The organism is Mesorhizobium sp. LNHC229A00 (assembly GCF_000502415.1).
Taxonomy (GTDB): domain Bacteria; phylum Pseudomonadota; class Alphaproteobacteria; order Rhizobiales; family Rhizobiaceae; genus Mesorhizobium.
The window spans coordinates 133,255-159,206 of record NZ_AYWQ01000005.1 but is presented as its reverse complement, the minus strand read 5'-3'; the positions used below and the strand labels follow the sequence as shown (position 1 = coordinate 159,206).

General features: G+C 63.8%; 20 protein-coding genes and 3 pseudogenes. 11 read left to right on the top strand and 12 right to left on the bottom strand.

The window, feature by feature from the left end:
• Window positions 1-66: 66 nt before the first annotated feature.
• Window positions 67-1,587, top strand: coding sequence for a M81 family metallopeptidase (locus X742_RS157795; RefSeq protein WP_023771808.1), 1,521 nt, complete (start codon window positions 67-69; stop codon window positions 1,585-1,587).
• On the opposite strand, the gene X742_RS157800 is transcribed toward X742_RS157795, so the two are convergent.
• The 6 genes from X742_RS157800 to X742_RS157825 form a co-directional block, all read right to left on the bottom strand.
• Window positions 1,588-3,642: a M3 family metallopeptidase gene (locus X742_RS157800; protein ID WP_023771807.1), complete on the bottom strand. Its 2,055-nt coding sequence runs from the start codon at window positions 3,640-3,642 to the stop codon at window positions 1,588-1,590. It lies immediately after the preceding gene.
• Between the two features lie 89 nt (window positions 3,643-3,731).
• Window positions 3,732-4,166: a hypothetical protein gene (locus X742_RS157805; protein WP_023771806.1), complete on the bottom strand. Its 435-nt coding sequence runs from the start codon at window positions 4,164-4,166 to the stop codon at window positions 3,732-3,734.
• Complete coding sequence (locus X742_RS157810) at window positions 4,163-4,807, bottom strand: carbonic anhydrase (RefSeq protein WP_023771805.1); 645 nt, start codon at window positions 4,805-4,807, stop codon at window positions 4,163-4,165. The genes X742_RS157805 and X742_RS157810 overlap by 4 nt, the downstream gene beginning before the upstream one ends.
• A 147-nt stretch (window positions 4,808-4,954) precedes the next feature.
• Window positions 4,955-5,746: a DUF429 domain-containing protein gene (locus tag X742_RS157815; RefSeq protein WP_023771804.1), complete on the bottom strand. Its 792-nt coding sequence runs from the start codon at window positions 5,744-5,746 to the stop codon at window positions 4,955-4,957.
• Window positions 5,743-6,627 (bottom strand): pyridoxal kinase PdxY, encoded by an 885-nt coding sequence (gene pdxY, locus X742_RS157820; protein ID WP_023771803.1) that lies wholly within the window; start codon window positions 6,625-6,627, stop codon window positions 5,743-5,745. The genes X742_RS157815 and pdxY overlap by 4 nt, the downstream gene beginning before the upstream one ends.
• A gap of 13 nt (window positions 6,628-6,640) precedes the next feature.
• Complete coding sequence (locus X742_RS157825) at window positions 6,641-6,892, bottom strand: hypothetical protein (protein WP_023771802.1); 252 nt, start codon at window positions 6,890-6,892, stop codon at window positions 6,641-6,643.
• A 164-nt stretch (window positions 6,893-7,056) separates the two neighbouring features.
• Here X742_RS157825 and X742_RS157830 point away from each other — a divergent pair, with 164 nt between their 5' ends.
• The 6 genes and pseudogenes from X742_RS157830 (at window position 7,057) to ppa (ending at window position 11,643) form a co-directional block, all read left to right on the top strand.
• Window positions 7,057-7,695: a LemA family protein gene (locus tag X742_RS157830; protein WP_023771801.1), complete on the top strand. Its 639-nt coding sequence runs from the start codon at window positions 7,057-7,059 to the stop codon at window positions 7,693-7,695.
• A gap of 72 nt (window positions 7,696-7,767) precedes the next feature.
• Window positions 7,768-8,751 (top strand): YgcG family protein, encoded by a 984-nt coding sequence (locus X742_RS0136685; protein ID WP_245275532.1) that lies wholly within the window; start codon window positions 7,768-7,770, stop codon window positions 8,749-8,751.
• A 4-nt stretch (window positions 8,752-8,755) separates the two neighbouring features.
• A pseudogene (locus tag X742_RS01000000170000) lies at window positions 8,756-9,519 on the top strand (TPM domain-containing protein).
• A gap of 9 nt (window positions 9,520-9,528) precedes the next feature.
• A complete protein-coding gene (locus tag X742_RS157835) occupies window positions 9,529-10,167 on the top strand; it encodes a TPM domain-containing protein (RefSeq protein ID WP_023771799.1) in 639 nt (212 codons plus the stop codon).
• Window positions 10,168-10,411: 244 nt separating this feature from the next.
• Entirely contained in the window at window positions 10,412-10,918 is a 507-nt protein-coding gene (locus X742_RS157840) for a GNAT family N-acetyltransferase (protein ID WP_023771798.1), read from the top strand.
• 191 nt (window positions 10,919-11,109) lie between these two features.
• A complete protein-coding gene (gene ppa / locus X742_RS157845) occupies window positions 11,110-11,643 on the top strand; it encodes an inorganic diphosphatase (protein ID WP_023771797.1) in 534 nt (177 codons plus the stop codon).
• A gap of 9 nt (window positions 11,644-11,652) precedes the next feature.
• Here ppa and X742_RS157850 read toward each other — a convergent pair whose 3' ends face one another.
• Together X742_RS157850 and X742_RS157855 are read right to left on the bottom strand one after the other, a co-directional pair.
• Complete coding sequence (locus X742_RS157850) at window positions 11,653-12,246, bottom strand: hypothetical protein (RefSeq protein WP_023771796.1); 594 nt, start codon at window positions 12,244-12,246, stop codon at window positions 11,653-11,655.
• Between the two features lie 44 nt (window positions 12,247-12,290).
• Window positions 12,291-12,908, bottom strand: coding sequence for a TetR/AcrR family transcriptional regulator (locus X742_RS157855; protein ID WP_023771795.1), 618 nt, complete (start codon window positions 12,906-12,908; stop codon window positions 12,291-12,293).
• A 74-nt stretch (window positions 12,909-12,982) separates the two neighbouring features.
• Between X742_RS157855 and X742_RS157860 the strand changes: the two genes are divergently transcribed.
• A complete protein-coding gene (locus tag X742_RS157860; protein WP_031247847.1) occupies window positions 12,983-14,266 on the top strand; it encodes an MFS transporter in 1,284 nt (427 codons plus the stop codon).
• Window positions 14,267-14,456: 190 nt separating this feature from the next.
• Here the strand turns inward: X742_RS157860 and X742_RS0136675 are convergent, their stop codons facing one another.
• Complete coding sequence (locus tag X742_RS0136675; protein WP_031247846.1) at window positions 14,457-14,738, bottom strand: hypothetical protein; 282 nt, start codon at window positions 14,736-14,738, stop codon at window positions 14,457-14,459.
• 197 nt (window positions 14,739-14,935) lie between these two features.
• Here X742_RS0136675 and typA point away from each other — a divergent pair, with 197 nt between their 5' ends.
• Entirely contained in the window at window positions 14,936-16,765 is a 1,830-nt protein-coding gene (gene typA / locus X742_RS157865) for a translational GTPase TypA (RefSeq protein ID WP_023771793.1), read from the top strand.
• Window positions 16,766-16,820: 55 nt separating this feature from the next.
• Here typA and X742_RS01000000169995 read toward each other — a convergent pair.
• Window positions 16,821-17,446: pseudogene (locus tag X742_RS01000000169995) on the bottom strand (DUF1062 domain-containing protein).
• Between the two features lie 438 nt (window positions 17,447-17,884).
• Between X742_RS01000000169995 and X742_RS157870 the strand changes: the two are divergent.
• A complete protein-coding gene (locus X742_RS157870; RefSeq protein WP_023771792.1) occupies window positions 17,885-18,496 on the top strand; it encodes a LysE family translocator in 612 nt (203 codons plus the stop codon).
• Window positions 18,497-18,498: 2 nt separating this feature from the next.
• Here X742_RS157870 and X742_RS157875 read toward each other — a convergent pair whose 3' ends face one another.
• Together X742_RS157875 and X742_RS01000000169990 are read right to left on the bottom strand one after the other, a co-directional pair.
• Window positions 18,499-20,319, bottom strand: coding sequence for an aromatic amino acid ammonia-lyase (locus X742_RS157875; RefSeq protein ID WP_023771791.1), 1,821 nt, complete (start codon window positions 20,317-20,319; stop codon window positions 18,499-18,501).
• A 139-nt stretch (window positions 20,320-20,458) separates the two neighbouring features.
• Window positions 20,459-21,021 (bottom strand): annotated as a pseudogene (locus X742_RS01000000169990) (peroxidase-related enzyme).
• Window positions 21,022-21,159: 138 nt separating this feature from the next.
• On the opposite strand from X742_RS01000000169990, the gene X742_RS157880 reads away from it, so the two are divergent.
• Window positions 21,160-25,947: an NAD-glutamate dehydrogenase gene (locus X742_RS157880; RefSeq protein WP_023771790.1), complete on the top strand. Its 4,788-nt coding sequence runs from the start codon at window positions 21,160-21,162 to the stop codon at window positions 25,945-25,947.
• The last annotated feature ends 5 nt before the right edge of the window (window positions 25,948-25,952 follow it).

The following is a 25,952-nucleotide window of genomic DNA, read 5'->3' as shown; positions in this document are numbered from 1 at the left end:
CTAGGAAAAGTGCCCAGCGGTTTTCCGTCCGGAATTGCGAAACAACAAGAAGTCCACGGAGTTTTCATGCGTATTTTCACCGCCTCGCTGGCGACGGAAACCAACACCTTCTCGCCGGTGCCAACCGACCGGGCCTCTTTCGAGATGGCGTTCTATGCCGGGCCGGGCAAGCATCCGGAAACGCCGACCCTGTGCTCCTCGCCGATCGTGGCGCTGCGCCTCCGCGCGGCCGCCGAAGGCCTGACCGTGATCGAGGGCACCGCCACCTGGGCCGAGCCTGGCGGCCTCGTGCAGCGGCAGACCTATGAGGCGCTGCGCGATGAGATCCTCGATCAACTGAAGGCTGCATTGCCGGTCGATGCCGTTATTCTGGGCCTGCACGGGGCCATGGTGGCGCAAGGCTATGACGACTGCGAGGGCGACCTGCTGGAGCGCGTGCGGGGCATTGTCGGGCCTGAGGTGGTGATTGCCTGCGAGTTCGATCCGCACAGCCATCTGACGCCGAAGCGCGTGGCGGCGTCAGACATCATGGCCTATTTCCTCGAATTCCCGCACACTGATTTCTACGAGCGCGGCGAGCATGTCGTCGAGCTTGGCCTGGCTGCGGCGCGCGGCGAAATCAAGCCGGTCATCTCAACTTTCGACTGCCGCATGATCCAGGTGCTGCCGACCAGCCGCGAACCGATGCGCTCCTTCGTCGACCGCATCAAGGCGCTGCACGGCAAGGACGGCGTGCTGTCGGTCTCGGTCATCCACGGCTTCATGGCCGCCGACGTGCCCGAAATGGGCACGCGCCTCCTTGTCGTCACCGACAATGACAAGGCCAAGGGCGATGCGCTGGCGGAGCGGCTCGGACGCGAGCTCTATGCCATGCGCGAAACGACCGCGATGACGATGCTGAGTACGGCCGACGGCATCGATCGGGCTCTGGCCGTGCGCAAGGAAAAGCCGGGCAAGCCGGTGGTCATTGCCGATATCTGGGACAATCCCGGCGGCGGCGTTCCCGGCGACGGCACCGTCGTGCTGCGCCAGATGCTGGCGCGGGGCCTGGACAAGTTCGGCGTGGCGACGATCTGGGATCCGATCGCGGTGACTTTCTGCCAGGCTGCCGGCGAGGGCGCGGTCATCGACCTGCGCTTCGGCGGCAAAGCTGGCGCCCAGGCGGGCGAACCGATCGACGCACGCGTCAAGGTGCTGAAAGCGGTTGCCGAGGGTTGGCAGAGTTTTGGCCCGAGCCGGGTGACATTGGGGCCATCAGCGGTGGTGCGCATCGAGGGCACCGAAGTCGATGTGATCCTGAATACCAATCGCACCCAGACCTTCGAGCCGGATGTCTTCTCCAACATCGGCATCGATCCGCTGTCGAAAGACATTTTGCTGATCAAGTCGACAAACCATTTCTACGCCGGCTTCGAGCCGATCGCCGCCGAGATCATCTATGTCGCGGCGCCGAGTTCCTATCCCAGCAATCCGGCGGCGACGAATTACACGAAGCTGGCGCGGCTAGTGTGGCCAAGGGTGGCCGATCCCTGGAAGGGTGCCGCGGGCGACGCTGCCAATCTCCCCCACGAACGGCATGATTGCTAGTCACACCAATCCGCGCTTGACCATCATCGCTGCCGGCGACGGCATTTTGCCGCGAAACGCGGTGTAGAGCTCTTCCGGATCCTTCGAGCCGCCGGCGGCGTAGATGTTCTTCCTCAGCCGCTCGGCCAGCGCCGGGTTGAAGGGGTCTCCGGTTTCCTCGAAGGCGGCGAAAGCATCGGCGTCCAGCACCTCCGACCACATGTAGGAATAGTAGCCGGCCGAATAGCCCTCGCCGGCGAAGACATGGCCAAAATGCGGGGTGCGATGGCGCATGGCGATGGTATCCGGCATATGCAGGGTCGCAAGCGTTTCGGCCTCGAAACGAAGCGGCTCTTCCGGCGCGTCGGGCCGTGCATGGTAGGCCATGTCCATCAAGGCAGAGGCGGTGAACTCGACGGTGGCGAAGCCGGCGCCGAAGGTGCGCGTGGCCAGCATCTTGTCGAGCAGCGCTTTCGGCATCGGCTTGCCGGTCTTGACATGCAGCGCGTGCTTTTCCAGAACCGCCGGCACCGTCAGCCAGTGCTCGTAGAGCTGCGAGGGCAGTTCGACGAAGTCGCGGCTGACCGAGGTGCCCGACACCGATGGCCAGGTGACGTCGGTCAGCATGCCATGCAGCGCATGGCCGAATTCGTGGAACAAGGTCTTCGCCTCGTCGACGGACAGCAGGGCCGGTTCGCCCGCTGGCGGCTTGGCGAAGTTCATGATGTTGTAGATCACCGGCTTCGAGCCATGGCCAAGCTTATAACCGGACTTCAGCGCGCTCATCCAGGCGCCGGAGCGTTTTGACGGCCGCGCGAAATAGTCGGCGAGGAACAGGCCGCGCTCACTGCCGTCGGCATTTTTGACCACGAAGACGCGCGCGTCCGGATGCCAGGCGGCGATGCCCTTCTTCTCCTCGAACGTGATGCCGAACAACCGTGTCGCGACGTCGAAGCAGGCGTCGATGACGCGGTCGAGCTGCAGATAGGGTTTCAGCTCCGCCTCATCGAAAGCGAACTTCTCGGCGCGCAGCTTCTCCTGGTAGAAGCGCCAGTCCCAGGCGGCGAATTTTTCGTTGCTGCCGGCCTCGGCGGCCAGACGCTCCAGCTCTTTCTGGTCGGCGGCGGCCTTTTCCAGTGCCCTTTCCCAGACCGGGTCGAGCAGCGCATGCACCGCCTTCGGTGTCTTGGCCATGGTGTCGTCGAGCTTGAGCGCGGCGAAGGAGGCGTAGCCGAGCAGCTTCGCCTTTTCGGCGCGCAGCTTCAGCATGTCGCGCACCACGGATGTGTTGTCTGACGCACCGCCGTTCTGGCCGCGCATGGTGAAGGCACGATAGGCGATCTCGCGCAGGTCGCGGCGGTCGGAGAAGGTCGTGAACGGCTCATAGATCGAGCGCGACAGGGTTACGGCGTAGCGGCCCTTCCGGCCGCGCATCTCGGCGGCCTCGGCCATCGAGCTTTTCACGAAATCCGGCAGGCCGGCGAGATCGGCCTCGTCGAGGAACAGCGCCCAGTCGCGCTCATCGGCCAGCACGTTCTGACCGAAAGTCGTGCCGAGCGACGACAGCTCCTCGTTGATTTTGGCCAGCCGCGTCTTGCCGTCGGCGTCGAGCTTGGCGCCGGAACGGACGAAGCCTTTCCAGGTCTTCTCCAGGACGCGCAGCGTCTCGGGATCGAGGTTTAGGCTCTCGCGGCGCCGGTAGAGATCGTCGATGCGGGCAAACAGCTTCTCGTTCATCGAGATGGCCGAGAAGTGCCGCGACATCTTCGGCGAAATGTCACGCTCCAGCGCCTGGATGGTCTCGTTGGTGTAGGCGCCGGCGCGGCACCAGAAGATCGACGAGACATGATCCAGCGCCTCGCCCCCGAGCTCAAGCGCGGCAAGCGTGTTCTCGATGCTCGGCGTAGCCTTGTTGCTTGATATCGCGTCGATCTCGGCCTCATGCGCCTTCAGCGCGGCGTCGAAGACGGCGGAGAAATCACCGTCGCCAATATGGGCAAAATCGGGCAGGCCGAGCGGCCCTCGCCACGCGGTCAGCGGATGAGCGGCGAGATCGACGGCATTCGTAGAGGGCATGGAGGGTCTTTCGCTGGCGTCAGGAAGGAGGGTGTCACCGATGTAGGGCGCGCTTCGCGAGCCCGCAATATGCCAGTGGCCGCTGCGCCTCAGTAGCCCTCGCAGTTTTCAGCGATTGCCGCCTGAGAATTGGCGGTGATTCGGTTGTCGCTCACCGCGAAGGTTTCCTGCACCAGCATGTCGTTGTTGGGGAAGTCGTAGCAGGCGATCACGGTGGTGACCCCGCTTTCGGTCCTCTCGATGCGATGGCGGATCGCGGCTCCCGCAACCGCACCTTTCCATTCGTCGAGCGAGGCTATGAATTCCAGCTTGCTCTGGACAACGCCGAGGTCGTCAAGTTTGATGCGGACGTCGTCGGCGAGCAGGTCCGCCAGCTCGGTGCGATCGGCGACCATCAGCGCCGAATACCAGCGGCTTATAATGGCGCGGTCATCGGCGCGAGCAGCAACGATCGCTATCATTAGCGCGGCCGCCGTGAAAACGACCGGCCGAACGCTCATCGCCCGGCGCGCCGTACCGTTCATTCCAGCACCGGCCGCTCGAAATCGCCGGTCTCCTTGTTCATCACCCAGAGCTCGCCGGTCGAAATATCGAACCAGGCTCCGTGCAGCGACAGCCGCCCCTTGCCCTCGAGGATCGAGACGCAGGGAAAGGTCCTGAGATTGGCGAGGGAGTAGCGGATCGAAATGCGCTCCAGGGCCGTCTGGCGTTCCGTCGCCGTCATGAAGGTGCTGGCCGACACCGTCTCGGCGGCCGGCGCGATCAGACTCATCCATTTACCGATGAAGTCGCCGGGAGACAGCGGCGCGGAGTTGGGGTCGAGCGCGGCCCGGATGCCGCCGCAGCGGCCGTGGCCCATGACCACGATATTCTTGACCTTGAGGCTCTGCACGGCGAATTCGAGCGCGGCCGAGGTCGAATGGAACTCGCCGTCCGGCTCGTAAGGCGGCACCAGATTGCCGACATTGCGCAAGACGAAGAGTTCGCCGGGGCCGGCGTCGAAGATCGCCTCGGGCGCTGATCGCGAGTCGCAACAGGCGACGATCATGGTCTCGGGCGCCTGGCCTTCGCGGGCGAGCTCGCGATAGCGGCCGCTCTCGGTGAGGTAGCGGCCGTTCATGAAATTGCGGTAGCCGGCGAGGAGGTGTTCGGGAAGATGAGGCATGGGCGGCTAAGGCCTTTCCGGGTTGGAGGCGGCAGCTCGTTGCGGTCGAGGAAAGCCTCTAACGGCAAAAGCCCGCTACGAGCAATGCGGAATTGTAGGAGCTAGCCATAAATGCCATGCGCCAAAGCGGGACGCGCGCTGACATTGTCACGCCCAGATAGCGACCGGTATGCCAAAACCGTCAGCGCTAGGCGGGTCGGGAAACGGCTTCGCGTCGCCGCTGGCGATGCGGCCGGCAATCAGCATCATGCCGGCCGCATCGAGGAAATCGTCAGCGGCCGCACCACGTGGCGGCGGCCGGTCGAGGAAATCCATGTCATAGCCATGCCGGCAAAGCAGCGCCTTCCGCTCCGCCATGCCGGCCGGATTGACGCTGCCCTTGATCTTCTTCGGCAACAGCATGGCCTGATCGTCGTTCAGGCGGCAGAAGGCGACTTCCGGATGCGATTCGAAGATGCGACCGCGCAGTTCGGGCCGCACGATCAGCAATGTGTCGATCTCGCGGATTTTCGAAAAGATGCCGAAGGCCTGGATGGAAACGCCGCGTGGCGGGTTGGATGTGGCCTTGGCCACTTCGCTTGCCCTGATATGCGCCGCGTACCAGGCTTCGATCGTGGTGAAGCCGCTGGTGTCGGCATAGAGCGCGGCCCGGGACGGGATCGAAAAGACGCTGGACTGGCGAGCCCCAAGCAGCGGCCGCACCAGCGCTTCCGGCCCGCGTCCGCCCTTTTGCGAAAATTCCGGTAGACCGATCGGCATGTCGACGGCGACGATCGCGTCATCGGGGATCGCCGCCAGCAGGGCGGCGAACGAAGGGAAGACATCGACCGAAGGCGCGGCGTCCGGGTTACGAAGTGTCGGCCCGGGTTCGCTCCGCACGGCGATCCAGCCGGCCTTGCAGCCATCGGCGCCGACGAGCACGACCTTGGCCGGGGTCACGCCCGGCGGTCCCGCCCCGGATGCGTGAGGTGGCGAAGCTGGACCATGGCCATCGGGTGCGACAGACTCTGCGCGTCGGTTTCGAGCTGCAACTCGTCGCCGCCGCGTTTTGCCGTGCGCGCCAGGATCTCGTAGACCGCCGCCGTCGTGGACTGCAGGGCCTTGATCGCCGGCTGGCCGGACAGGATGCGCGCCAGGTAGACCGCCGCGGTCAGGTCGCCAAGGCCGTTCGGCGGCTTGTCGATCAGGCGATGTTCGGCCAGCAGCGCCTGGGTGCCGTCGAGCAGCAGATTGCCGGTGCCGCCTGACATCATCGACGGTGCCGAGGTGACCAGCATGGTCGATGGTCCGGCATGGAGTGCGGCCGAGATCACCGATTTCAGATCGGGCAGTGGCGCGCCGGCCATCCATTCCAGCTCATAGCGGTTGGGGGTAGCGATGTCGGCGATCGGCATCAGCCAGTCGCGCATGGCGGCGGCGGTGGGCTCGGGCACGTAGAGGCCGCCGGAATCACCCATCACCGGATCGCAGATATAAACGGCATCGGGCGTCCTCGCCTTGACCGCGGCCACCAGCGAGGCGACCGCCTCGGCCTGGCCGGCCTCGCCGAGATAGCCCGACAGCACGGCCCCGACCTCGCCCAGCCACGGCGCGCGCTCCAGATCGGCCATCAACGCCTTGAACTGGTCGAGCGGCGGCACAATGCGGGTCGCGCGGCCATGGCCGGGGTGCCAAGGCAGGGTGACCGTAGGTACGGCCCAGACCGGAAAGCCCAGTGTCTCCAGCGCGAAGACGGCCGCGCGATTGCCGACGGAGCCGCGGGCGACATGGCTGGATATGACGATGACCGCGCGCGGCGCGTCGGTTTTTTCGGCGCTCATTGTTTCTTGATTCCTAGCTGCCCCGGGTGAGGAAAAGCACGAGCCAGACCATCAGGCCCAGCGCCAGAAGCAGGCCGAGTATCCTGCCAACGCGCGTGCCCCAGACTTCAATCGGATCCGTGCGGTCGGCATCGGCCGCCGAGACGTGGTCGCGCACGCCTTTCGTCGTCCGTGCCACGAAAGAATTGCCGGCCGGATCGGTCTCCTGCGCGACGCGCTGGAGGATACGGCGCGATTCACTGTCGCTGTCCTGGCGTTTCGCCATGGTGATATCCCGTTCTGATCGAACCTTATCGTGTTCACCGGGCCAATCACAGGGCCTTGGGGCGGGCACAATTCATGCCGAGTCTGCTTCAGAGACCGAGGCCGTTTTCTTGCGCGCCGATTGTGGTAATGCTTCGGATGCAACTTCTATCGAGGGATCCCTTCATGCTTGTCCAGCGCCTTGCTCGACCATCGACATTTCGCACGCTGCCCGCCTTCCTGATGATGGCAATCGTGCTGCCGCTGCTTGCCGGCTGCGGCTACAACACGATCCCGACGGCGGAAGAAAACGCCAGGGCGGCATGGAGCGAGGTGTTGAACCAGTATCAGCGACGCGCCGACCTCATTCCCAATCTGGTCGAGACGGTCAAGGGCTATGCCTCGCATGAAAAGGACACGCTCGACGCCGTTGTCCAAGCGCGCGCCAAGGCAACGCAGATCACGGTGACGCCGGAAACGCTGAAGGACCCGGAAGCCCTCAAAAAGTTTCAGGATGCCCAGGCCGGGCTGACTAGCGCGCTGTCGCGGCTGATCGCAGTGTCGGAAGCCTATCCCGACCTTAAGGCCAACCAGAATTTCCTGGCGCTGCAGGCGCAGCTCGAAGGGACGGAGAACCGCATCGCCGTTGCCCGCCGCGACTACATCCAGGCCGTCAGGGACTACAATTTGACACTGAAGACCTTCCCGTCGGTGCTGTGGGCGACATTCTGGTTCCGCGGCAACGAGCCCTTCGCCAACTTCACTGTCGACGAGGACAAGATGCAGCCGCCGAAGGTCGATTTCGGCACGAAGCAGGGCGGGTGAACGGCGACCGTCACCGGAACAAATTCCGCTAGAAGACGGACCGCCGGCGTGCAAACAACCCCCTCTGTCCTGCTGCACATCTCCCCCTCAAGGGGGGCGCTGCGGAACGCCTACCTTTCCTTTCTTGGCCTTCTTGCCGGCATCCTCTTCCTCCCGTTCGCCGCCGTGGCCGCCGATCTTCCGGCTCTGACAGGTCGCGTCGTCGACAATGCCGGCATCATCGATGCCGGCACACGTGCCGCGCTCACCCAAAAACTCGCCGAGCTCGAAACCAAGGGCTCGGACCAGATCGTCGTCGCCACCATCCCCAGCCTCGGCGGCGAGGAGATCGAGCCCTACGCCAACCGGCTNAATGCCGGCATCATCGATGCCGGCACACGTGCCGCGCTGACCCAAAAACTCGCCGAGCTCGAAACCAAGGGCTCGGACCAGATCGTCGTCGCCACCATCCCCAGCCTCGGCGGCGAGGAGATCGAGCCCTACGCCAACCGGCTGTTCCGCTTCTGGAAGCTCGGCCAGGCCAAGGAGAATAACGGTGTCCTGCTCCTGGTTGCGCCAAACGACCGCAAGATGCGCATCGAGGTCGGGTACGGGCTGGAAGGCACGCTGACCGACCTGCACACCAAGCTGATCGTCGAAAACGACATGGTGCCGGCTTTCCGCGCCGGCGATTTCCCGGGCGGCATCTCCAAGGCCGTCGACGACATGATCATGGTGCTGAACGGCAATCCGGAAGAACTGGAAGCGCGCGGCAAACGGAACGAGCAAGCACCGTTCAATTCCGACGACCTGTTCTTCGCCATTTTCATCGGCATCTGGGCGATCATTTTCTTCGGCAGCATCGCGGCCTCGGTGCTGCCGCCGATCTTCGGCCAGAAACTAGGGCCCGGGCGCTATCGCTGGCTTGGCATGACCTTCGAGCCGCACCGGCGATCATCGTCCGGCGGCTGGTCGTCCGGCGGAGGCGGTTGGTCCTCCGGCGGAGGGTCCTCCGGTGGCGGTTTTTCCGGTGGCGGTGGCTCGTCCGGCGGCGGCGGCTCCTCGGGAAGCTGGTAACGCCATGGTCAGAGCTGCCGTCCCTTCAATGTGCCAATGCGCTTCGCGGCTGCGCCTGGCCTTAATCATCCTGGCGTCTGTGCTGCTTGCCTCGATCGCCGCCGTGGCCGCCGATCTTCCGGCTCTGACCGGCCGTGTCGTCGACAATGCCGGCATCATCGATGCCGGCACACGTGCCACGCTGACCCAAAAACTCGCCGACCTCGAAACCAAGGGCTCGGACCAGATCGTCGTCGCCACCATCCCCAGCCTCGGCGGCGAGGAGATCGAGCCCTACGCCAACCGGCTNTGCACACCAAGCTGATCATCGAAAACGACATGGTGCCGGCTTTCCGCGCCGGCGATTTCCCGGGCGGCATCTCCAAGGCAGTCGACGACATGATCATGGTGCTGAACGGCAATCCGGAGGAGTTGGAGGCGCGCGGCCAGCGCAATCCCTCCGGCAGCAGCACTCCCATGGATCCGGTCGTCGCGGTGTTCCTGATCCTGTGGGCGACGATGTTCTTGGGTGGCCTGGCAATGGCCTTCCTGCCGCCGATGTTCGGCACAAAGCTGTCGCCAGGCGTGTATCGATGGCTGGGCATGACGTTTCGTTATGGCCAGGGTGCGAGTGGATCATCCGGAACCAGCGGTTGGACGAGGTCGTCGGGCGGCGGCTGGTCCTCGGGCGGTTCCGGCAGTGGCTGGTCGTCGGGGTCAAGCAGTGGCGGCGGGTTTTCCGGTGGCGGTGGCTCGTCCGGCGGTGGCGGTTCTTCAGGAAGCTGGTGAGACAAGATCATGGCAACACGACCGATCAGCCCGCAGGATCATGAGCGCATCGCCGCTGCGATCCGCGCCGCCGAAGCGCAAACCGACGGCGAGATCTACTGCGTCGTGGCGCATGCCAGCGAGGGCTACTTAGCTCCCGCGGCCTTGATGGCGACACTCGGCATGCTGGCCGTCAGCCTGGCGGTCGCCTATGGGCTGGAGGCCTGGTGGCTCACCATCCGCCTGCCGCATTTCGTCATCGCTGAGTTGCTGGCCTTGGCCTGCGTGCTGGCCCTGTTGTGGGCGCTCCCCGGCCTGCGCATCCATATGGTGCCGCGTCGGCTGCGCTATCAGGCTGCGCACGCCAATGCGGTCAAGCAGTTCCTCGCCCGCAACGTCCATCGCACCACGGCGCGCACCGGCGTCCTGATCTTCGTATCGATCGCCGAGCGCTACGCCGAAGTGGTCGCCGATTCGGGCATCGACGCCAAGGTCGGCCAGCATGTCTGGGACGGCGTGGTGCGCGATCTGACCGCGCATGCCGGCGACGATCGGCTTGCCGACGGTTTCGTCAAGGCGATCGAGCGGGTCGGGGCAGTGCTGGCCGAGCACTTTCCGGTTACTTCGGGCGATACCAACGAGCTCGACGACCATCTGGTCGAAATCTGAAAGCCTACCTAGCAAATGCTACTCAGCCGAACGCCCGACGCGGCTTTCTGGGCTTCCGATGCCACAAACCCTAAAAGTCCGCTGCGCTCCGGGTACTCGAAAGCCACGCCATCCGCCTCGGCTGAGCGCGTTTTCAGGCAGGCTTTGGCCAATGTCGGCAGTGTCATGATCGTCTGTGCGAAAGCGGACCATGGGCCGCCCGGACTCTTGCAATCGGGCGATGCGGGTTTATGGTTAACTAATCATGAATACGCTGACGATCGACATTCGGAAGGCAGACCCGCGCGATGCCGGCGCCATCGCCGAAGTGCACCTCGAGGCTTGGCGCGGCGCGTATAGCGGAATCATTCCGCACCGCACGCTGACATCGATGATCAACCGTCGCGGAAGCGACTGGTGGGCCAACGCCATCCGCCGCGCCGCCACCGTCCTCGTCGTCGAGATCGGCGGCACGATCGCCGGCTATGCGACGATCGGCAAGAACCGCGCCAAGGAGCTCAAGCAGCAGGGCGAGATCTACGAATTGTACCTTCGCCCTGAATATCAGGGCATAGGGCTCGGCAGGCGGCTGTTTTCGGCGGCCAGGGCTCGTCTCGCCGACCATGGACTGAAAGGCATGGTGGTGTGGGCGCTGGAAGACAACCAGAACGCACTTGCCTTCTATGCCGGGGCCGGCGGCCGCGACATCGCCGAAGGGGTCGAGATTTTCGAGCAGAAGGCGCTGAAGAAGGTCGCCTTCGTCTGGGACTGACCGCCTGGGGGATGATCGCGGAAGGCGTGGTCGCGGGCTCACGCACATCACGACGCTGAAACATCTTGTGCCGATGATTGAACGCGTCGAACGCCATCGCGTCTCGCCGGACGCATGTAAGCACCATTCGCCGCATTGCACCATTTTGCGCCGCCCGCTATCTCCTGCCAATCGAGAGAGGGACAAAAGACATGCGCATCGAAGCCATAGCCACCGGAAAGAATCCGCCTGAGGACGTTAATGTCATCATCGAAGTGCCGATCGGCGGCGAGCCGATCAAGTACGAGATGGACAAGGAGGCCGGCACGCTGTTCGTCGACCGCTTCCTGCACACCTCGATGCGCTATCCCGGCAATTACGGTTTCGTGCCGCACACGCTGTCGGGCGACGGCGACCCGATCGACGTGCTGGTCTGCAACACACGCGCCCTTGTGCCGGGCTGCGTGATCAACGTGCGGCCGATCGGTGTGCTGATCATGGAAGACAATGCCGGCCAGGATGAAAAAATCATCGCGGTGCCGTCGCCGAAGCTGACACTGCGCTACGAGAACGTCACCGAATACACGCAACTGCCCGACATCACGCGCCAGCAGGTGCAGCACTTCTTCGAGCACTACAAGGATCTGGAACCTGGCAAATGGGTCAAGATCGAAGGCTGGCATGATTCCAAATACGCCAAGAAGATGATCATGGACGCGATCGACCGGGCGAAGACGAGCAAGTAGCTCGAGCGGTCAGTTATCGACCCGGCCGAAAGCCGGCACGTCGCCAATAACCACGCGTTTGTCCTTGCCGCAGGCGAAGCCTTTTGCCTTCTCGTCGGCGATCTTGCGCGCTTGGTCATTGGCGGCGGGGTTACCGGTGGCCAGCACCAGGCCGACGGTGCAGCCTTCGCGGGCGTCCATCTGGGCGACCTTGGCGACGAGCAGCACCTCGGTCTTCTTGGTCTCGTCCTCGCCATTGCTGATCGAGCGACGGTGGATGGCCGCGAACGGCACGGCTTTGTCGCCATTGGTTTCGACGCGCCACTCGACCTTGGCTCCGGACGAATTGAAGGCGGAAAAACTTTCCCAGGCGGACGTCATGTCGCCGCCGGGCGGAAAACCATAGAACAGCGATTCGCGGGCGTCGTCATATCCGACCAGTACGGGATAGCCTCGATAGCCGGAGCAGGCGAGGTCGGCCCAGTCGCCGTCGCCCTGCTCGGCCCGCGCATAGGTCACGCAGTCCTTCTTCCAGTCGAGGTCGGTGTAGGTGCTGGATATGTCGCCGGCCTGTGCCGCCTGGCAAAGGCCGGCGAAGGTGAGCGGGATCAACAGGCTGCGCATGGCGGAGATCTCTCTTGGAGGTCGCCCCAGCGTATCGCCAATCGCTATTTCTTCAAGCTGGCTTCGATCAGCAAGTCGGCGTTGCGGGCAACCGACTGCGCGGGTCCGCCGAGGCCGAACAGCTGGCCGCTGATATAGGCGCCTTCGATAAGCAGCAGCAACCCGTCGCCCAGCGTGTCAGGGTCTTGCGCGCCCATCGCAGCCGCCATGGCGCGCAGGCGGCGGCGCAATTCCTGCTTGTTGGCCTCGCTGACGACGCGAGCCGGATGACTGTGGTCGGGATATTCGACCGCCGCATTGGTCATTCCGCAGCCGCGATAGTCCGCCACTTGCGTTCGCTTGCCGATGCGGGTCAGAAAAGCCTTGATCTGAGCGCGCGGGTCACCGGGATTGGCGGCGACGGCCTCGTCGAAACGCTCCCAATATTCAAGATCGTATTGCCTGAGGTAGGAGGCAGCCAGCTCGTCCTTGGAGGGAAAGCTGCGATAGAGGCTGGGCTTGGTGACGCCGGCACGTTTGACGATTTCGTCGACGCCGATCGCCCGGATACCGCGCCGGTAGAACAGGTCATAGGCCACGTCGAGGATCTTCTTAGCGGCCTTGGGTGGCGCCGACGCATGACCGTCGCTGATGGTCGGTTCAATATTTTTGTCGCTTGGCATGATGGGACCCGATTGACAATGTTACCGGTCGGTACGTATACATGCTCCCACCTTGCAACGTACCGGTCAGTAACATGATAGCTCAATCCCGTCCCTTTGGCCAGCGCTACGCCTTCGTCGTGGTGGGCGTCATCTTCCTCTGCTTGCTGATCGCGGCCGGCCTGCGCTCGGCGCCTTCGGTCATGATGCTGCCGCTCGAAAACAGTTTCGGCTGGCGGCGCGACGTCATTTCGCTCGCCGCGGGCGTCGGCATCCTGCTCTATGGGCTGACCGGTCCGTTCGCCGCGGCGCTCATGGAACGCATTGGCCTGCGCCGCACGCTGCTGGCGTCACTGGTGGTGATGTCGGCCTCGACCACGCTCAGCCTGCTGATGACCAAGCCATGGCATCTGTTCATCACTTGGGGCGTTTTTTCCGGCATCGGATCCGGCGCTGTCGCCAGCGTCCTTGGTGCCACCATCGTCAACCGCTGGTTCAAGACCAATCGCGGTCTTGTCATGGGGTTGATGTCGGCCTCCAGCGCCACCGGCATGCTGATTTTCCTGCCGCTGATCGCCTCGCTTGCCCAGACAGGCGGCTGGCGGCCTGTCGTCATCGCTGTCGCGATCGCCACCGCGGCATTGATCCCTCTGGTCTGGTTGCTGGTGCCAGAGCGCCCGTCCTCGATCGGCATGGTGCGTTATGGCGCCGAGGCGGATGATGTGCCGCCGACTTCGCCCGCGTCACAGGGCAATTTCTTGGCGCATACGCTCAACACGCTGCGCCGCGCCGCCGGGACGCGGGTTTTCTGGTACCTGTTCGCCACCTTCTTCGTCTGCGGCTTCACCACCAACGGGCTGGTCGGCACGCATCTGATCGCCTTCTGCGGCGACATGGGCATCGGCGAGGTGCAGGCGGCCGGCCTGTTGTCGATGATGGGTATTTTCGACCTGATCGGCACGACGCTGTCCGGCTGGCTCACCGATCGTTACGATCCGCGCAAACTGCTCGGCGTCTACTATGCCATCCGTGGCCTGTCGCTGATCTATTTGCCCTATTCCGGCTTCTCGGCAACCAGCCTGATCATCTTCGCCGTGCTCTATGGTCTCGACTGGATCGCCACCGTGCCGCCGACTTTAAGGCTCGCCAACGAAGCCTTCGGCGACCGCAGCGGGCCGATCGTGTTCGGCTGGATCGTGGCAGGCCATCAGGTGGGTGCCGCCACCGCCGCCGCCTTCGGCGGCACGATGCGTGAACTGCAAGGCAATTACGAACTGGCGTTCCTGATCGCCGGCATGACGGCGATCGCGGCGGCCTGTATTTCGCTCCTGATCAACACCAGCCGGCCGGCCTTCGATCCGGAACCGCAGCCGGCTTGAGGCGCGTCCATGTTCAGGTAAGGCCGGCCTGCAAACGGCGGCTTCCTGCGCTTCCAGTTCTACTGCGTTGCAGTAGAACTGTGCTCACGTACAAAATGTACGCTCCGCTCCGGTTCTCTAATCCACCATTTTCGGCTCGGCCTGACCTGAACCTCAACACATCTCAGCGTGTAAGGACAGGCGCGAACGATCAATCGGGGTAGCAGACCATTGGAATGTTGGGCCAAACCGCGCTATCGCAGTTTGCGCTGGCCTGTCTCTGCTTGAAGGCGGCACTGACCGGGCCGGTCACCACCGGGTCGACGCCGTCAGGCGCGTCGGCAAAGGCCTGCTGCGCGGAAGGCGAGTTATCCGGCAAGACGTGCCGCGTTTCCTTCAGCGTCGCGGCCGACTGCGCGGCGTTGGCCGCCAGCAGCATCGCAAAGGCGGCGGAAGCGATAAGCGGCCAAAATCGGTTGAGTCTATCGGTCATGACGTTCGAACTGTCCGGGCCCTGAAAAGGTTCCCGCCTTGGTTAACAAAATCATTTCACACGCAGATGCTTAAGATTTGATGAGTATTTGGTGTCGCGCGTCCCCTTTCGCAACTGCGAAAAACCCTGTATGAGCCGCGCAACCGAAAGAGGCAGCGCCTTTGGCCTGCTGCCTGCAACGCTTCCGAGACCAGATCATGAACCTCCGTAATATCGCGATCATCGCGCACGTCGACCATGGAAAGACCACCCTGGTCGACCAGCTTTTGAGACAGTCCGGCTCCTTCCGCGACAACCAGCGCGTCGCCGAGCGTGCCATGGATTCCAACGATCTCGAAAAGGAGCGCGGCATCACCATCCTGGCCAAGGCGACCTCGGTCGACTGGAAGGACACGCGCATCAATATCGTCGACACGCCCGGTCACGCCGATTTCGGCGGTGAGGTCGAGCGCATCCTGTCGATGGTGGATTCGGCAATCGTGCTGGTCGATGCCGCCGAAGGCCCGATGCCGCAGACCAAGTTCGTCGTCGGCAAGGCGCTGAAGGTGGGCTTGAGGCCGATCGTCGTCATCAACAAGATCGACCGGCCGGACGCGCGCCATGTCGAGGTGGTCAACGAGGTGTTCGACCTGTTCGCCGCGCTCGACGCCACCGACGAGCAGCTCGACTTCCCGATCCTCTATGGTTCGGGCCGCGATGGCTGGGTGTCGGAAAATCCGGAAGGCCCGAAGGACCAGCAGCTTGCGCCGCTGTTCGACCTCGTCATCAAGCATGTGCCGGCGCCGACCGTTCATCCCGGCCCGTTCCGCATGATCGGCACCATCCTGGAAGCAAACCCGTTCCTCGGCCGCATCATCACCGGCCGCATCGAGAGCGGCACGCTGAAGTCCAACCAGGCGGTCAAGGTGCTGCACAATGACGGCACCCAGATCGAGACAGGCCGCATCTCCAAGATACTTGCCTTCCGTGGCCTCGAGCGCCAGCCGATCGAAGAAGCGCAGGCGGGTGACATCGTCGCCATTGCCGGCCTGTCGAAAGGAACCGTCGCCGACACGTTCTGCGACCTGGCGGTGACCGAGGCGCTGCATGCACAGCCGATCGATCCGCCGACCGTGACCATGTCCTTCCTCGTCAACGACAGCCCGTTGGCCGGCACCGAAGGCGACAAGGTCACCAGCCGCGTCATCCGTGACCGTCTGCTGCGCGAGGCCGAAGGCAATGTCGCGCTGAAAATCGAAGAATCGCCCGACAAGGATTCGTTCTTCGTTTCCGGCCGCGGCGAATTGCAGCTCGCCGTCCTGATCGAGACCATGCGCCGCGAAGGTTTCGAGATCGCCGTCTCGCGTCCGCGCGTCGTCATGCAGAAGGGCGAGAACGGCGAATTGCTGGAGCCGGTCGAGGAAGTCGTCATCGACGTCGACGAGGAGCATGCCGGCGTCGTCGTGCAGAAGATGTCGGAGCGCAAGGCCGAAATGGTCGAGTTGCGTCCCTCGGGCGGCAATCGCCAGCGCATCGTGTTCCACGCGCCGACGCGCGGCCTGATCGGCTACCAGTCGGAACTGTTGACCGATACGCGCGGCACCGCCGTGATGAACCGGCTGTTCCATGCCTACGAGCCCTATAAGGGCGAGTTGCCTGGTCGCACGAACGGCGTGCTGATCTCCAACGAACAGGGCGAGTCGGTGGCTTACGCCATGTGGAACCTCGAAGACCGCGGCCCGATGGTCATCGATCCCGGCGTCAAGGTCTATCAGGGCATGATCATCGGCATCCACAGCCGGGACAACGATCTCGAAGTGAACGTGCTGAAGGGCAAGAAGCTGACCAACATCCGCGCCGCCGGCAAGGACGAGGCGGTCAAGCTCACCCCGCCGATCCGCATGACGCTGGAGCGCGCGCTGGCCTGGATTCAGGACGACGAACTGGTCGAAGTGACGCCGAAGACCATTCGCCTGCGCAAACTCTATCTCGACCCGAACGAGCGCAAGCGTTTCGAGAAGTCGTCGAAGGCGGTCGGCGCGGCGTAAGGTTTGCTTTTCCGAGTTTGAGAGGGTGGAGCACTTGTGCTCCGCCTTCTTTCGTTCATCCACCAGCGGCCGAGATGATGGTCCGCCGGTCGGGCTCGCTGGCGAGATCGATGCGGATTGTCACTCCCTCTCGGACCGGTTTGCGCAGGGCCTTTGCTCCATCCGGCTCGATGGTCAGCAGCCTCCGCTCGTCCAACGCCTGAAGCCGCGACCGCGAGATGCCGAGTTCGTTGGCAAGCAGCCGGTCGAGCCTCAACGATACCGGTACTTCCAGACCGAGCCGAAGTTCCAGCGCCATCGCGCCTCGCTTAATCCCGCCGATCACCCGCTTGCGCACGACGGCGTCAGGAAACTCTTCGACGCGTCCCACCTGGTTGCGCAGGGCGACGATGTCGAAGGCATGGCTCCGGACCAGTGAGGGATCATTGCTTTCGAGCGCCGCCAGCAGTGCCGGCGCGATATCGCGCCGGTTGCAGCGCTCGAGAATGCCGAAATTCCAGGAATTGTCGCAGTCGACGCAGCGGTAGATCAGCCACACGTCGATGCGCTTGCCGTTGGCGTTGACGCGGAATTTCTCGCTGCAGCGTAGGCTTTCACGAAGCCGCAGCGATTGCAGTTGATCAGGGGGCGTGGTGCGATTTCAGGCGCGATCGTCCAGTGGATGCGCAGGGCCGAAGACATGCCGGTAAGTCCTTCCCGTTGGGAAGTTCATCCGGTCGGCGCTATCGAGATGCCCATGTGGGCGCGGCGTGGCGGGTGGCTGCGGAGATTGTGATGTCAGGTGTCGCTAGCGGAAAGCCGAGCGACAGCGGTTCAGCAATGCCAAACCGGTCTCGAACCGCCGCCCAGAGGAACACATGAAAATTGCAAACGGGCACCGCTGATCCGGCGCCATGCAGGTGTGTCGGGGGAGTTGACGAGACCGGTGGTTACTGGGGCAAAGTGAAGCTCGAAATTGTTTCGCGGCGGCCCTTCTAGCGGCGTGACGCTGGGGCTGCAAGGGGCTCCCCAAGCCACGCTGTAGAGACAGCGGCCATGGTCCATATTGTCTTGCCTTTGCCAGAGACCCAGCTGTCGGGTTATTGTGATTGATGGAGCCCTGACGCAGAGACCCTCGCCATGCACCTCGCCTCGCTGCTGATCTTCGCCGCCGCCTTGTTCGTGGCCGCCGGTTCGCCTGGCCCATCGATCGCGGCGCTTGTCGCGCGCGTTATCTCGAAGGGGTTTCGCGATGTGTTTCCGTTCCTGCTTGCCATGTGGATCGGCGAAGGCATCTGGCTGTCGCTGGCGGTGTTTGGGCTGGCCGTGGTGGCACAGACCTTCCATCTCGCTTTCGTCGTCGTAAAATGGGTCGGCGTTCTCTACCTGGCCTATCTTGCCTGGAAGATGTGGACGGCGCCGGTCGACGCCAAGGACGGCGAGATGCCGCGTGAGGATTCGGCCGGCAAGCTTTTCTTCGCCGGCATGGCCGTCACGCTCGGCAATCCCAAGATCATGATGTTTTACCTGGCGCTGTTGCCGACCATCATCGACCTCGCTTCGGTTAGTCTCGTCGGCTGGGTCGAACTGACGGTGACCATGGCGGTGGTGCTGATCGCCATCGATCTCGCCTGGGTGCTCGCCGCCTCGCAGGCGCGCAAGCTCCTCAGGAGCAAGCGCGCCATGAAGATCGCCAACCGCGTCAGCGCCACGACGATGGCCGGTGCGGCGGCGGCCATCGCGGCGCGGTAAGGCTATCTGGGCAAGACGCCGGCCGCGGGCATGGCGGCGGCCGTCGGTGCCGGCGGTCCGCCGGAATAGAATTTCGAGGCCGGGTTCTCCTGCATGAAATCGTAGGCGACCATGCCGAGCGGCCGCTTTTGCCGTTCCGATGCCTCCTGATGCCAGGGGATCACCTGGCGCAGCGCCTCGAGCGCCGCGGTTGGCGCCTCACCGAATTTCCGCTGCGGATTCTGCGCTTTGCGGATTTCCATCCAATAGCTCGCCGTCAACAGGTCCTGCGCCAAGAGATGGAAGGATATGTCGACCGCCTCGCGGGCGCGTTGCGTCTTGATGCGGGTCTGCCCTTCCAGGTCCTCGACGGTGGCGACGATCGCCTGGCCATTCGGCGTCACCGGCGTGCCCAGGTCGGCCAGTTCCTGCCAGAGATCGGTCGGCAGATAGCCATCGAAGGTCGGGATGTCCTTGCGCTCGTCGGGCTTCAGCACATCGGCCGGCTTGACCACGGTGAAGAAGGGGTTGCGGAAGCGCTCGATGCGCTGCGCCACCGCGACACCGAGATTGGTGAGCGAGATGGTGAAAGCCTCGACCTGATTGGCCATGGGATAAGGATCCCAGTTGGCGTTGGAGAAGATATAGCCGGACTTGCCGCCACTCAGCGGCCCGCCCTTGATATAATATTTCATGAATTGCGGCGTGCTCAGCTCAGGCGAGCTCTGCGGCGTCAGGCCCGGCAGCACGGCCGGATTGTGATCCGACGAATTGATGGAGAGCAGCACGGATTGACGCAGATCCGCCCAGGCCTGCCAGGCGGAGCCCTGGCGCTGACTGGAGGCACGCATGCTTTCCGGATCCTGGATGATGCGGGTCTGGTCCTCATCGAAGAGATAGCTGCCCTTGATCATGTCCATGACCCGCGCGGCATCCCATGTCAGCCATGGGTAAGGCCGCATGGATTGCACGGGTGCGGAAATCGGCGTCACGCTGGAATTCATGCCGTTCAGCCCCATGGCGTAGCTGAGGTCGGTCCACTCCAGCAGTTTTCGCGCGTCCTCCAGCAAAAGCACCGCCTGTGCCTGTGCGTAGGCATTGGTGCTGATCAGCGCGGCCTGGTCGGCGGCGAAAGGTTCGAGAGGCTTCAGACCGGCCTGGGAAAGGGCCTGTGTGGCCGGCATGCGGACGCCATCGAGATAGGCTTCGCCTTCGCCGACCATGGTCGCACCGATATTGCCGAGCGTCGCGAGGTCGCCTTCGCCTAACGTGCCGCGCGATTGCACGACCGGCGTCACCCGCTTGTTCAGCATGTCGACCAGCAGGTGCGTCAGCTGCGGGCTGGCAGCCTCGTAGGACATGGTGTTGGCGCGGATCGCCATGATGGCGCGCACCAGCGCTTCTTCCTGCAGCTCCGGCCCGTAGCCTCTGTTGACGCCACCCTTGAAGCGGGCGAGCTGCTGATCCTTGAGCAGTTTGCTGTTTTCGGGCGTCGTCGGATCGCCCGAGAAGATCACCGTCTCGCGCTGGTCGCCGGCGCCACGGTTGAACCAGTAGATGGTGATACCCTCGGCGGCACCTTCGAGCAGCAGGCCATAAGCGTCCGTCGAACGTTGCAGCGCCTCGGGGCTGAGCTCGACCTTGGCGCCATTGCGGGCGATGTCGATGACCTGTTCGACGGTCAGGTCGTGGCCGGTCAAGGTTACTGTCTTGGCCGCCGCTGTCTCGAAAATGGGCTGGTAGACAGATGACGCCTCGAAGGCGTGAGCGGGTGGAGCGGCGAGCGCCAGCGTCATGCTCAGGGCGCGGAGAAAAATCCCGGGTTTGGCAATTGCATCAAGCATAGGGGATCCCATTCACGAAGCGTTGGCCTCGGGCATCAAGTTTCACCCCTTGGAAATTTTGTTTCCGGAAAACTAGCTGGCGGCATTCGCCTGTCAACGCTTGATGCGAAGTAGGACCGATGGTGGAACGCGCGTGGCCCTATCGCGCCATGGCGTGGTATTCGTCGTTCGGCCGCATATCGATCGCGGACGCGACACGGTTCGACATGTTGAAGAAGGCCGCGGTCGAGGCGATATCCCAGATGTCGCGATCGCTGAAGCCGGCTTGGCGCAGGGCAGCGCGGTCGGCCTCGACGATCCTGGCCGGCTCCTCGGTAAGCTTGACGGCGAATTCGAGCATGCCGTTTGCTTCGGCGAAAGATCGGCGGCGCGGAAATTCATCACCATCATCTCACCAAGCAGGGGATCGCCCGAGAGCTGGCGCACCGCCGCGCCATGCGCGGTGAGGCAATAGTAGCAATGGTTGACCGAGGAGACGGCGACCGCGATCATCTCGCGTTCCAGTTTCGACAGGCCGGACTCGCCCAGCATCAAGTCATTGTACATGTCGGTGAAGGCCCGCAGCTTCTTGTCGTCGAAGGCATAGGCCTTGAGCACGTTGGGGACGAGGCCGAGCTTTTCCTCGCATTTGGCGAAATAGGCTTTTGTCGGCTCGCTCAGCTCTCCGGCGGCCAGGTCTAGCGCGGTGATTTTGCCGGTCATCGTGTCATTTCTCCTCGTCATGCGAAGCCTTGCCGCCGAATTCCGAGAATTCTTGGCAAGCCGTCAAACCTTTGTCGCCAAACAGCGGTCATCTGCTACCATAGTCGCAAAAGCATGCGACGGGAGGGAAGAAGCGTCATGGCCAGCGTGAAGTCCGCAGCTAAGTCGAAGAAGAAGGCACCTGCGGCTAAGGCCGACGACAGGCCGGCCAGGCTCGCCGATTACCTGCTCGCCCGCGCGCCGGCGGAGGATATCGCCGCCTATGACGTGGCCGACCTCGAGCGTGCCGCCGATCTGGCCGGTCAGGCGGTCGCCGCCCACAATAAGGGTGAGTGCGTCGTCGCCGTCGAAGCCGATTCGGGCGTGGTTCGCGAAGGCCGCCCGGTGACCGTCATCACGGTCGTCAACGACAACATGCCCTTCCTGTTCGATTCCATTCTCGGCGAGGTTACAGAAACCGCCGGTGAACCGACCTTGGTCACCCATCCGGTGGTCACGGTTCGCCACGGCAAGACGGGCGTCGACGAAATCCTCGGGGATGGCAATTTCGCCAGGGATGACGGCAGCCACGACCGGCTGAGCGTGATCCATGTGCATATTCCCCGGCTGACGCCCGAACAAGCAAATGGCTTGACCGAGCGGCTGCGCAAGATGCTCGGCCAGGTGCATGCCGCCGTCAACGACTGGCGACCGATGCTGGCCCGCCTCGATCAGGCCATCTCCGAATTCCGCTATTCGGCGGTGCCGCTCGACAAGAAGAGCGTCGCCGAGGCTATCGCCTTCCTGGAGTGGCTGCGCGACGATAATTTCACCTTCCTCGGCATGCGTGAATTCAAGTACACCGGCGGCGAGGAAAGCGGCAATCTGGAGCGCGCCGAAAAACCGGGCCTCGGCATTCTGACCGACCCGGACGTGCTGGTGCTGAGGCGCGGCACCGAGGCCGTGACGACGACGCCTGAAATCCGCGCCTTCCTGCACGGACCGGAGCCGCTGATCGTCACCAAGGCCAATGCCAAGTCGCTGGTGCACCGGCGCATCTATCTCGATTACATCGGCGTCAAGACCTACAGCGCCAAGGGTGCGTTGGCGGGCGAACTGCGCATCGTCGGACTGTTCACCTCGACCGCATACACACGCTCGGTGATGAAGATCCCGTATCTCAGGTCCAAGGCCGAAACCATCATCGCCAAGTCGGGGTTCGACCGCCACGACCACTCCGGCAAGGCGCTGATCAACGTGCTGGAAAGCTATCCGCGCGACGAGCTGTTCCAGGTGCCGGTGCCGATCCTGCGCAAGCATGCCGCTGCCATTCTCGGCCTGGTCGAGCGGCCGCGCGTGCGGGCGCTGGTGCGCGCCGACCAGTTCGACCGCTTCGTCTCGATCCTGGTCTTCGTGCCTCGCGACCGCTACGACAGCGTCGTGCGCGAGAAGATCGGCGCCTATCTGAAAACCGCGTTCGAGGGCCGGCTGTCGGCCTATTACCCGGCTTTCCCGGAAGGCGGGCTGGCGCGCGTGCACTTCATCATCGGCCGCTCCGGCGGCAAGACGCCGAAGGTCGAGCAGGCGACAATAGAGGCGGCGATCCGCGACATCGTGCGCACCTGGGAAGATGCGCTTGCAGATGCGGCCGAAGCCAGCGGCAGCGACCCGGCGTTGAAAGCCATCGCCGCGCGGCTGCCAGAGAGCTACCGGGATACGTTCAGCGCTGGCGTTGCGCTGGCCGATGCCGGACGCATCGCCAAGATCAGCGCCGGCAATCCGATCGCCATCGATTACTACCGGCATGCCGAGCAGAAGCCCCACCAGGCGGCGCTGAAGATCTATCACCATGGCAGCCCCGTGGCACTGTCGCGGCGCGTTCCTGTGCTGGAGAACATAGGCTTCCGCGTCATCAGCGAGCGGACTTTCGAAGTCGGCGACGACCAGTCGGGCCTGGTCTTCATCCACGACATGGAACTGGAGAACAGCTACGGCAAGCCGATCGACCTCGCCGACGGCGGCGCGCTGTTCGAGGACGCTTTCCTGTCGGTGTGGCGCGGCGACGTCGACAATGACGGCTATAACGGCCTTGCCCAGACCGCCGGCCTGTGGTCGGGCGAGATCACCATCCTGCGTGCCTATGGCCGTTACCTGCAGCAGGTCGGGATCCCGCAGAGCCAGGATTTCATCGCCGCGGCACTCAACCGCTATCCCGAGATCGCGCGCGGCCTGCACGCGCTGTTCATCGCCCGGCTCGGTCCCACGGCCGAAACCGAAGGCGTGGTGGCGGCAAAGCACCTCAAGGCAAAGATCAGGGATGCGCTGGAGGATGTGCCCAACATTGACGACGACACCATCATCCGCCGCTACCTCAACTTGATCGAAGCCTCGCTGCGCACCAATCATTTCGTTGCCGATACGAAAGAAAAAGGCCAATCGCTGGCGATCAAGCTCGAGTCGCAGGCGGTCGAGGGATTGCCAGCGCCGCGGCCATGGCGGGAAATTTTCGTCTACGGCTCGGAGGTCGAAGGCCTGCACCTGCGCTTCGGCCCGGTGGCGCGTGGCGGCTTGCGCTGGTCCGACCGCGCCCAGGACTATCGCACCGAGGTGCTCGGCCTGGTCAAGGCACAACAGGTCAAGAACGCCGTCATCGTACCGGTCGGCGCCAAGGGCGGCTTCTATCCCAAGAAACTGCCGATGAGCGCCGGACGTGACGCGATCTTCGAGGCCGGCACATCGGCTTACAAGAACTTCGTTTCCAGCCTGCTGTCGATCACGGACAATATCGGCCTCGACGGCGTCATTCCGCCGGCGGGTGTCGTGCGCCGCGACCAGGACGATCCTTATTTCGTCGTCGCCGCCGACAAGGGCACGGCAACCTTCTCCGACACCGCCAACGCCATCTCCGAAAAGCACGGCTTCTGGCTCGACGACGCCTTCGCAAGCGGCGGTTCGGCCGGCTACGACCATAAGAAGATGGGGATCACCGCCAAGGGAGCCTGGGAAGCGGTCAAGCGGCATTTCCGCGAGATCAACCGCGACATCCAGACCTCGCCCTTCTCTGTCGTGGGCGTCGGCGACATGTCGGGTGACGTGTTCGGCAACGGCATGCTGTTGTCGCCGAAAACGCGGCTGATCGCCGCTTTCGACCATCGCGACATCTTCATCGATCCCGATCCCGATATGGCGGCCTCGATGGCAGAGCGCGAGCGCATGTTCGCGTTGCCGCGTTCGAGCTGGCAGGACTATGACAAGACCAAGCTGTCGGACGGCGGCGTGATCGTTTCGCGTAGCCAGAAATCGATCACCTTGCCGGCTGCCGCGGCGGCGGCGATAGGACTCGCCAAGACGACCGCTACACCCGTCGAGATCATGACCGCCATCCTCAAGGCGCCGGTCGACCTCTTGTGGTTCGGCGGCATCGGCACGTATCTCAGGGCATCGACCGAGACCAATGCCGAGGTCGGCGACCGCGCCAACGATGCCATCCGCATCACGGCGCTGGATGTGCGCGCCAAGGTGATCGGCGAGGGCGCCAATCTGGGCGTGACGCAGCGGGCGCGCATCGAGTTCGGCATGAATGGCGGCCGCTGCAATTCCGACGCGATCGACAATTCGGGCGGCGTCAACTGCTCCGACGTCGAGGTCAACATCAAGATCGCGCTGGCGTCGGCGATGCGCAAGGGATCGCTGACGCGGCCGGCGCGCAACAAGCTGCTAGCCGAGATGACCGAAGAGGTCGGCGGGCTGGTGCTGTCCAACAACTACCAGCAGACGCTGGCGCTTTCGATCGCCCGCAAACGCGGCCTCGCCGACATCGCGCATCAGAGCCGCTTCATGACGGCGCTGGAGGCGCGCGGCCTTCTCGATCGTGTCGTGGAAACACTGCCGTCGCCGGCAGCCCTTGCCGAGCGCGAGGCGCGCGGTGAGCCGTTGACCCGGGCCGAGCTCGGCGTGCTGCTCGCCTATGCCAAGATCGTGCTGTTTTCCGACATCGTCGCCAGCGACGTCCCTGACGATGCGCATTTCGACCGCGACCTGATGGGTTATTTCCCTGACCGGATGGCGAAGAAATACGCTTTCGAGATCCACGGCCATCGGCTGCGCCGCGAGATCATCGCCCGCGTCGTCGCCAACGACCTGGTCAATCGCGGCGGGCCGTCCTTCGTCAACCGGCTGCAGGAAGCGACGGGGCGCACCGCAGCCGATGTGGTGCGCACCTTCGCCGTGGTGCGCGATGGCTTTGCGCTGCCCGCGCTCTATCGCGAGATCGACGCGCTCGACAACCAAGTCGACGGCCAGGTGCAACTCGATCTCTATCAGATGGTGAGCCGGCTTATCTATATGAGCAGCGGCTGGTATCTGAAGAACGATGCCGGGACGGCACCGCTCGGCCAGCGCATCGCCGAACTGCAGGATGCGCGCAAGGCGCTGGAGCCCAAGCTTGTTTCGCTGCTGCCGGCTTTTTCGCGCGAGCGGATCGAGGAGAAGCGGCACGGGCTGTTCAAGGCGGGCGCCCCGGAAAAGCTGGCCGAGCAGTTGGCGATGAGCGAGGCGGCGGAGCTCATCCCCGACGTCGCGCTGACGGCCCGCACCGCCGGTGCCGATATTGTCGCGGCGGCCAAGGCGTTCTTCGCCGTCAGCGATGCCTTCCGCATCCCGCGCGTCGAGGATGCGGCGCGCTCGATCACGCCATCGGACTATTATGACCAGCTCGCTCTGTCCCGCGCCACCGACACGATCGGCGCGGCGCGGCGCGGCATCGCTATCGCCGCGCTTACCGGCCATAGTAAGGCGGCCGATCCGGTGGCGGCCTGGCTGGAAGCGGGTGGCGAGCGGGTGGCGCGCATCCGCGAACGGCTGCAGGCGTTGACGGAGGGCGGCGACATCACCGTGTCGCGACTGTCGGTTGCGTCGGGGCTGATGAGCGATCTGACGGGGATGTGAGCCAG

Excerpts from the sequence above, each read along its gene's own strand:
- X742_RS157840 (WP_023771798.1), top strand. The coding sequence starts at position 10,412 with ATGAATACGCTGACGATCGACATTCGGAAGGCAGACCCGCGCGATGCC.
- X742_RS0136675 (WP_031247846.1), bottom strand. The coding sequence starts at position 14,738 with ATGACCGATAGACTCAACCGATTTTGGCCGCTTATCGCTTCCGCCGCC.
- X742_RS157805 (WP_023771806.1), bottom strand. The coding sequence starts at position 4,166 with ATGAACGGTACGGCGCGCCGGGCGATGAGCGTTCGGCCGGTCGTTTTC.
- X742_RS157860 (WP_031247847.1), top strand. The coding sequence starts at position 12,983 with ATGATAGCTCAATCCCGTCCCTTTGGCCAGCGCTACGCCTTCGTCGTG.
- typA (WP_023771793.1), top strand. The coding sequence starts at position 14,936 with ATGAACCTCCGTAATATCGCGATCATCGCGCACGTCGACCATGGAAAG.
- X742_RS157825 (WP_023771802.1), bottom strand. The coding sequence starts at position 6,892 with ATGGCGAAACGCCAGGACAGCGACAGTGAATCGCGCCGTATCCTCCAG.
- X742_RS157795 (WP_023771808.1), top strand. The coding sequence starts at position 67 with ATGCGTATTTTCACCGCCTCGCTGGCGACGGAAACCAACACCTTCTCG.
- X742_RS157835 (WP_023771799.1), top strand. The coding sequence starts at position 9,529 with ATGGCAACACGACCGATCAGCCCGCAGGATCATGAGCGCATCGCCGCT.
- X742_RS157855 (WP_023771795.1), bottom strand. The coding sequence starts at position 12,908 with ATGCCAAGCGACAAAAATATTGAACCGACCATCAGCGACGGTCATGCG.
- pdxY (WP_023771803.1), bottom strand. The coding sequence starts at position 6,627 with ATGAGCGCCGAAAAAACCGACGCGCCGCGCGCGGTCATCGTCATATCC.
- X742_RS157830 (WP_023771801.1), top strand. The coding sequence starts at position 7,057 with ATGCTTGTCCAGCGCCTTGCTCGACCATCGACATTTCGCACGCTGCCC.
- X742_RS157880 (WP_023771790.1), top strand. The coding sequence starts at position 21,160 with ATGGCCAGCGTGAAGTCCGCAGCTAAGTCGAAGAAGAAGGCACCTGCG.
- X742_RS157800 (WP_023771807.1), bottom strand. The coding sequence starts at position 3,642 with ATGCCCTCTACGAATGCCGTCGATCTCGCCGCTCATCCGCTGACCGCG.
- X742_RS157870 (WP_023771792.1), top strand. The coding sequence starts at position 17,885 with ATGCACCTCGCCTCGCTGCTGATCTTCGCCGCCGCCTTGTTCGTGGCC.
- X742_RS157810 (WP_023771805.1), bottom strand. The coding sequence starts at position 4,807 with ATGCCTCATCTTCCCGAACACCTCCTCGCCGGCTACCGCAATTTCATG.
- X742_RS157850 (WP_023771796.1), bottom strand. The coding sequence starts at position 12,246 with ATGCGCAGCCTGTTGATCCCGCTCACCTTCGCCGGCCTTTGCCAGGCG.
- X742_RS157875 (WP_023771791.1), bottom strand. The coding sequence starts at position 20,319 with ATGCTTGATGCAATTGCCAAACCCGGGATTTTTCTCCGCGCCCTGAGC.
- ppa (WP_023771797.1), top strand. The coding sequence starts at position 11,110 with ATGCGCATCGAAGCCATAGCCACCGGAAAGAATCCGCCTGAGGACGTT.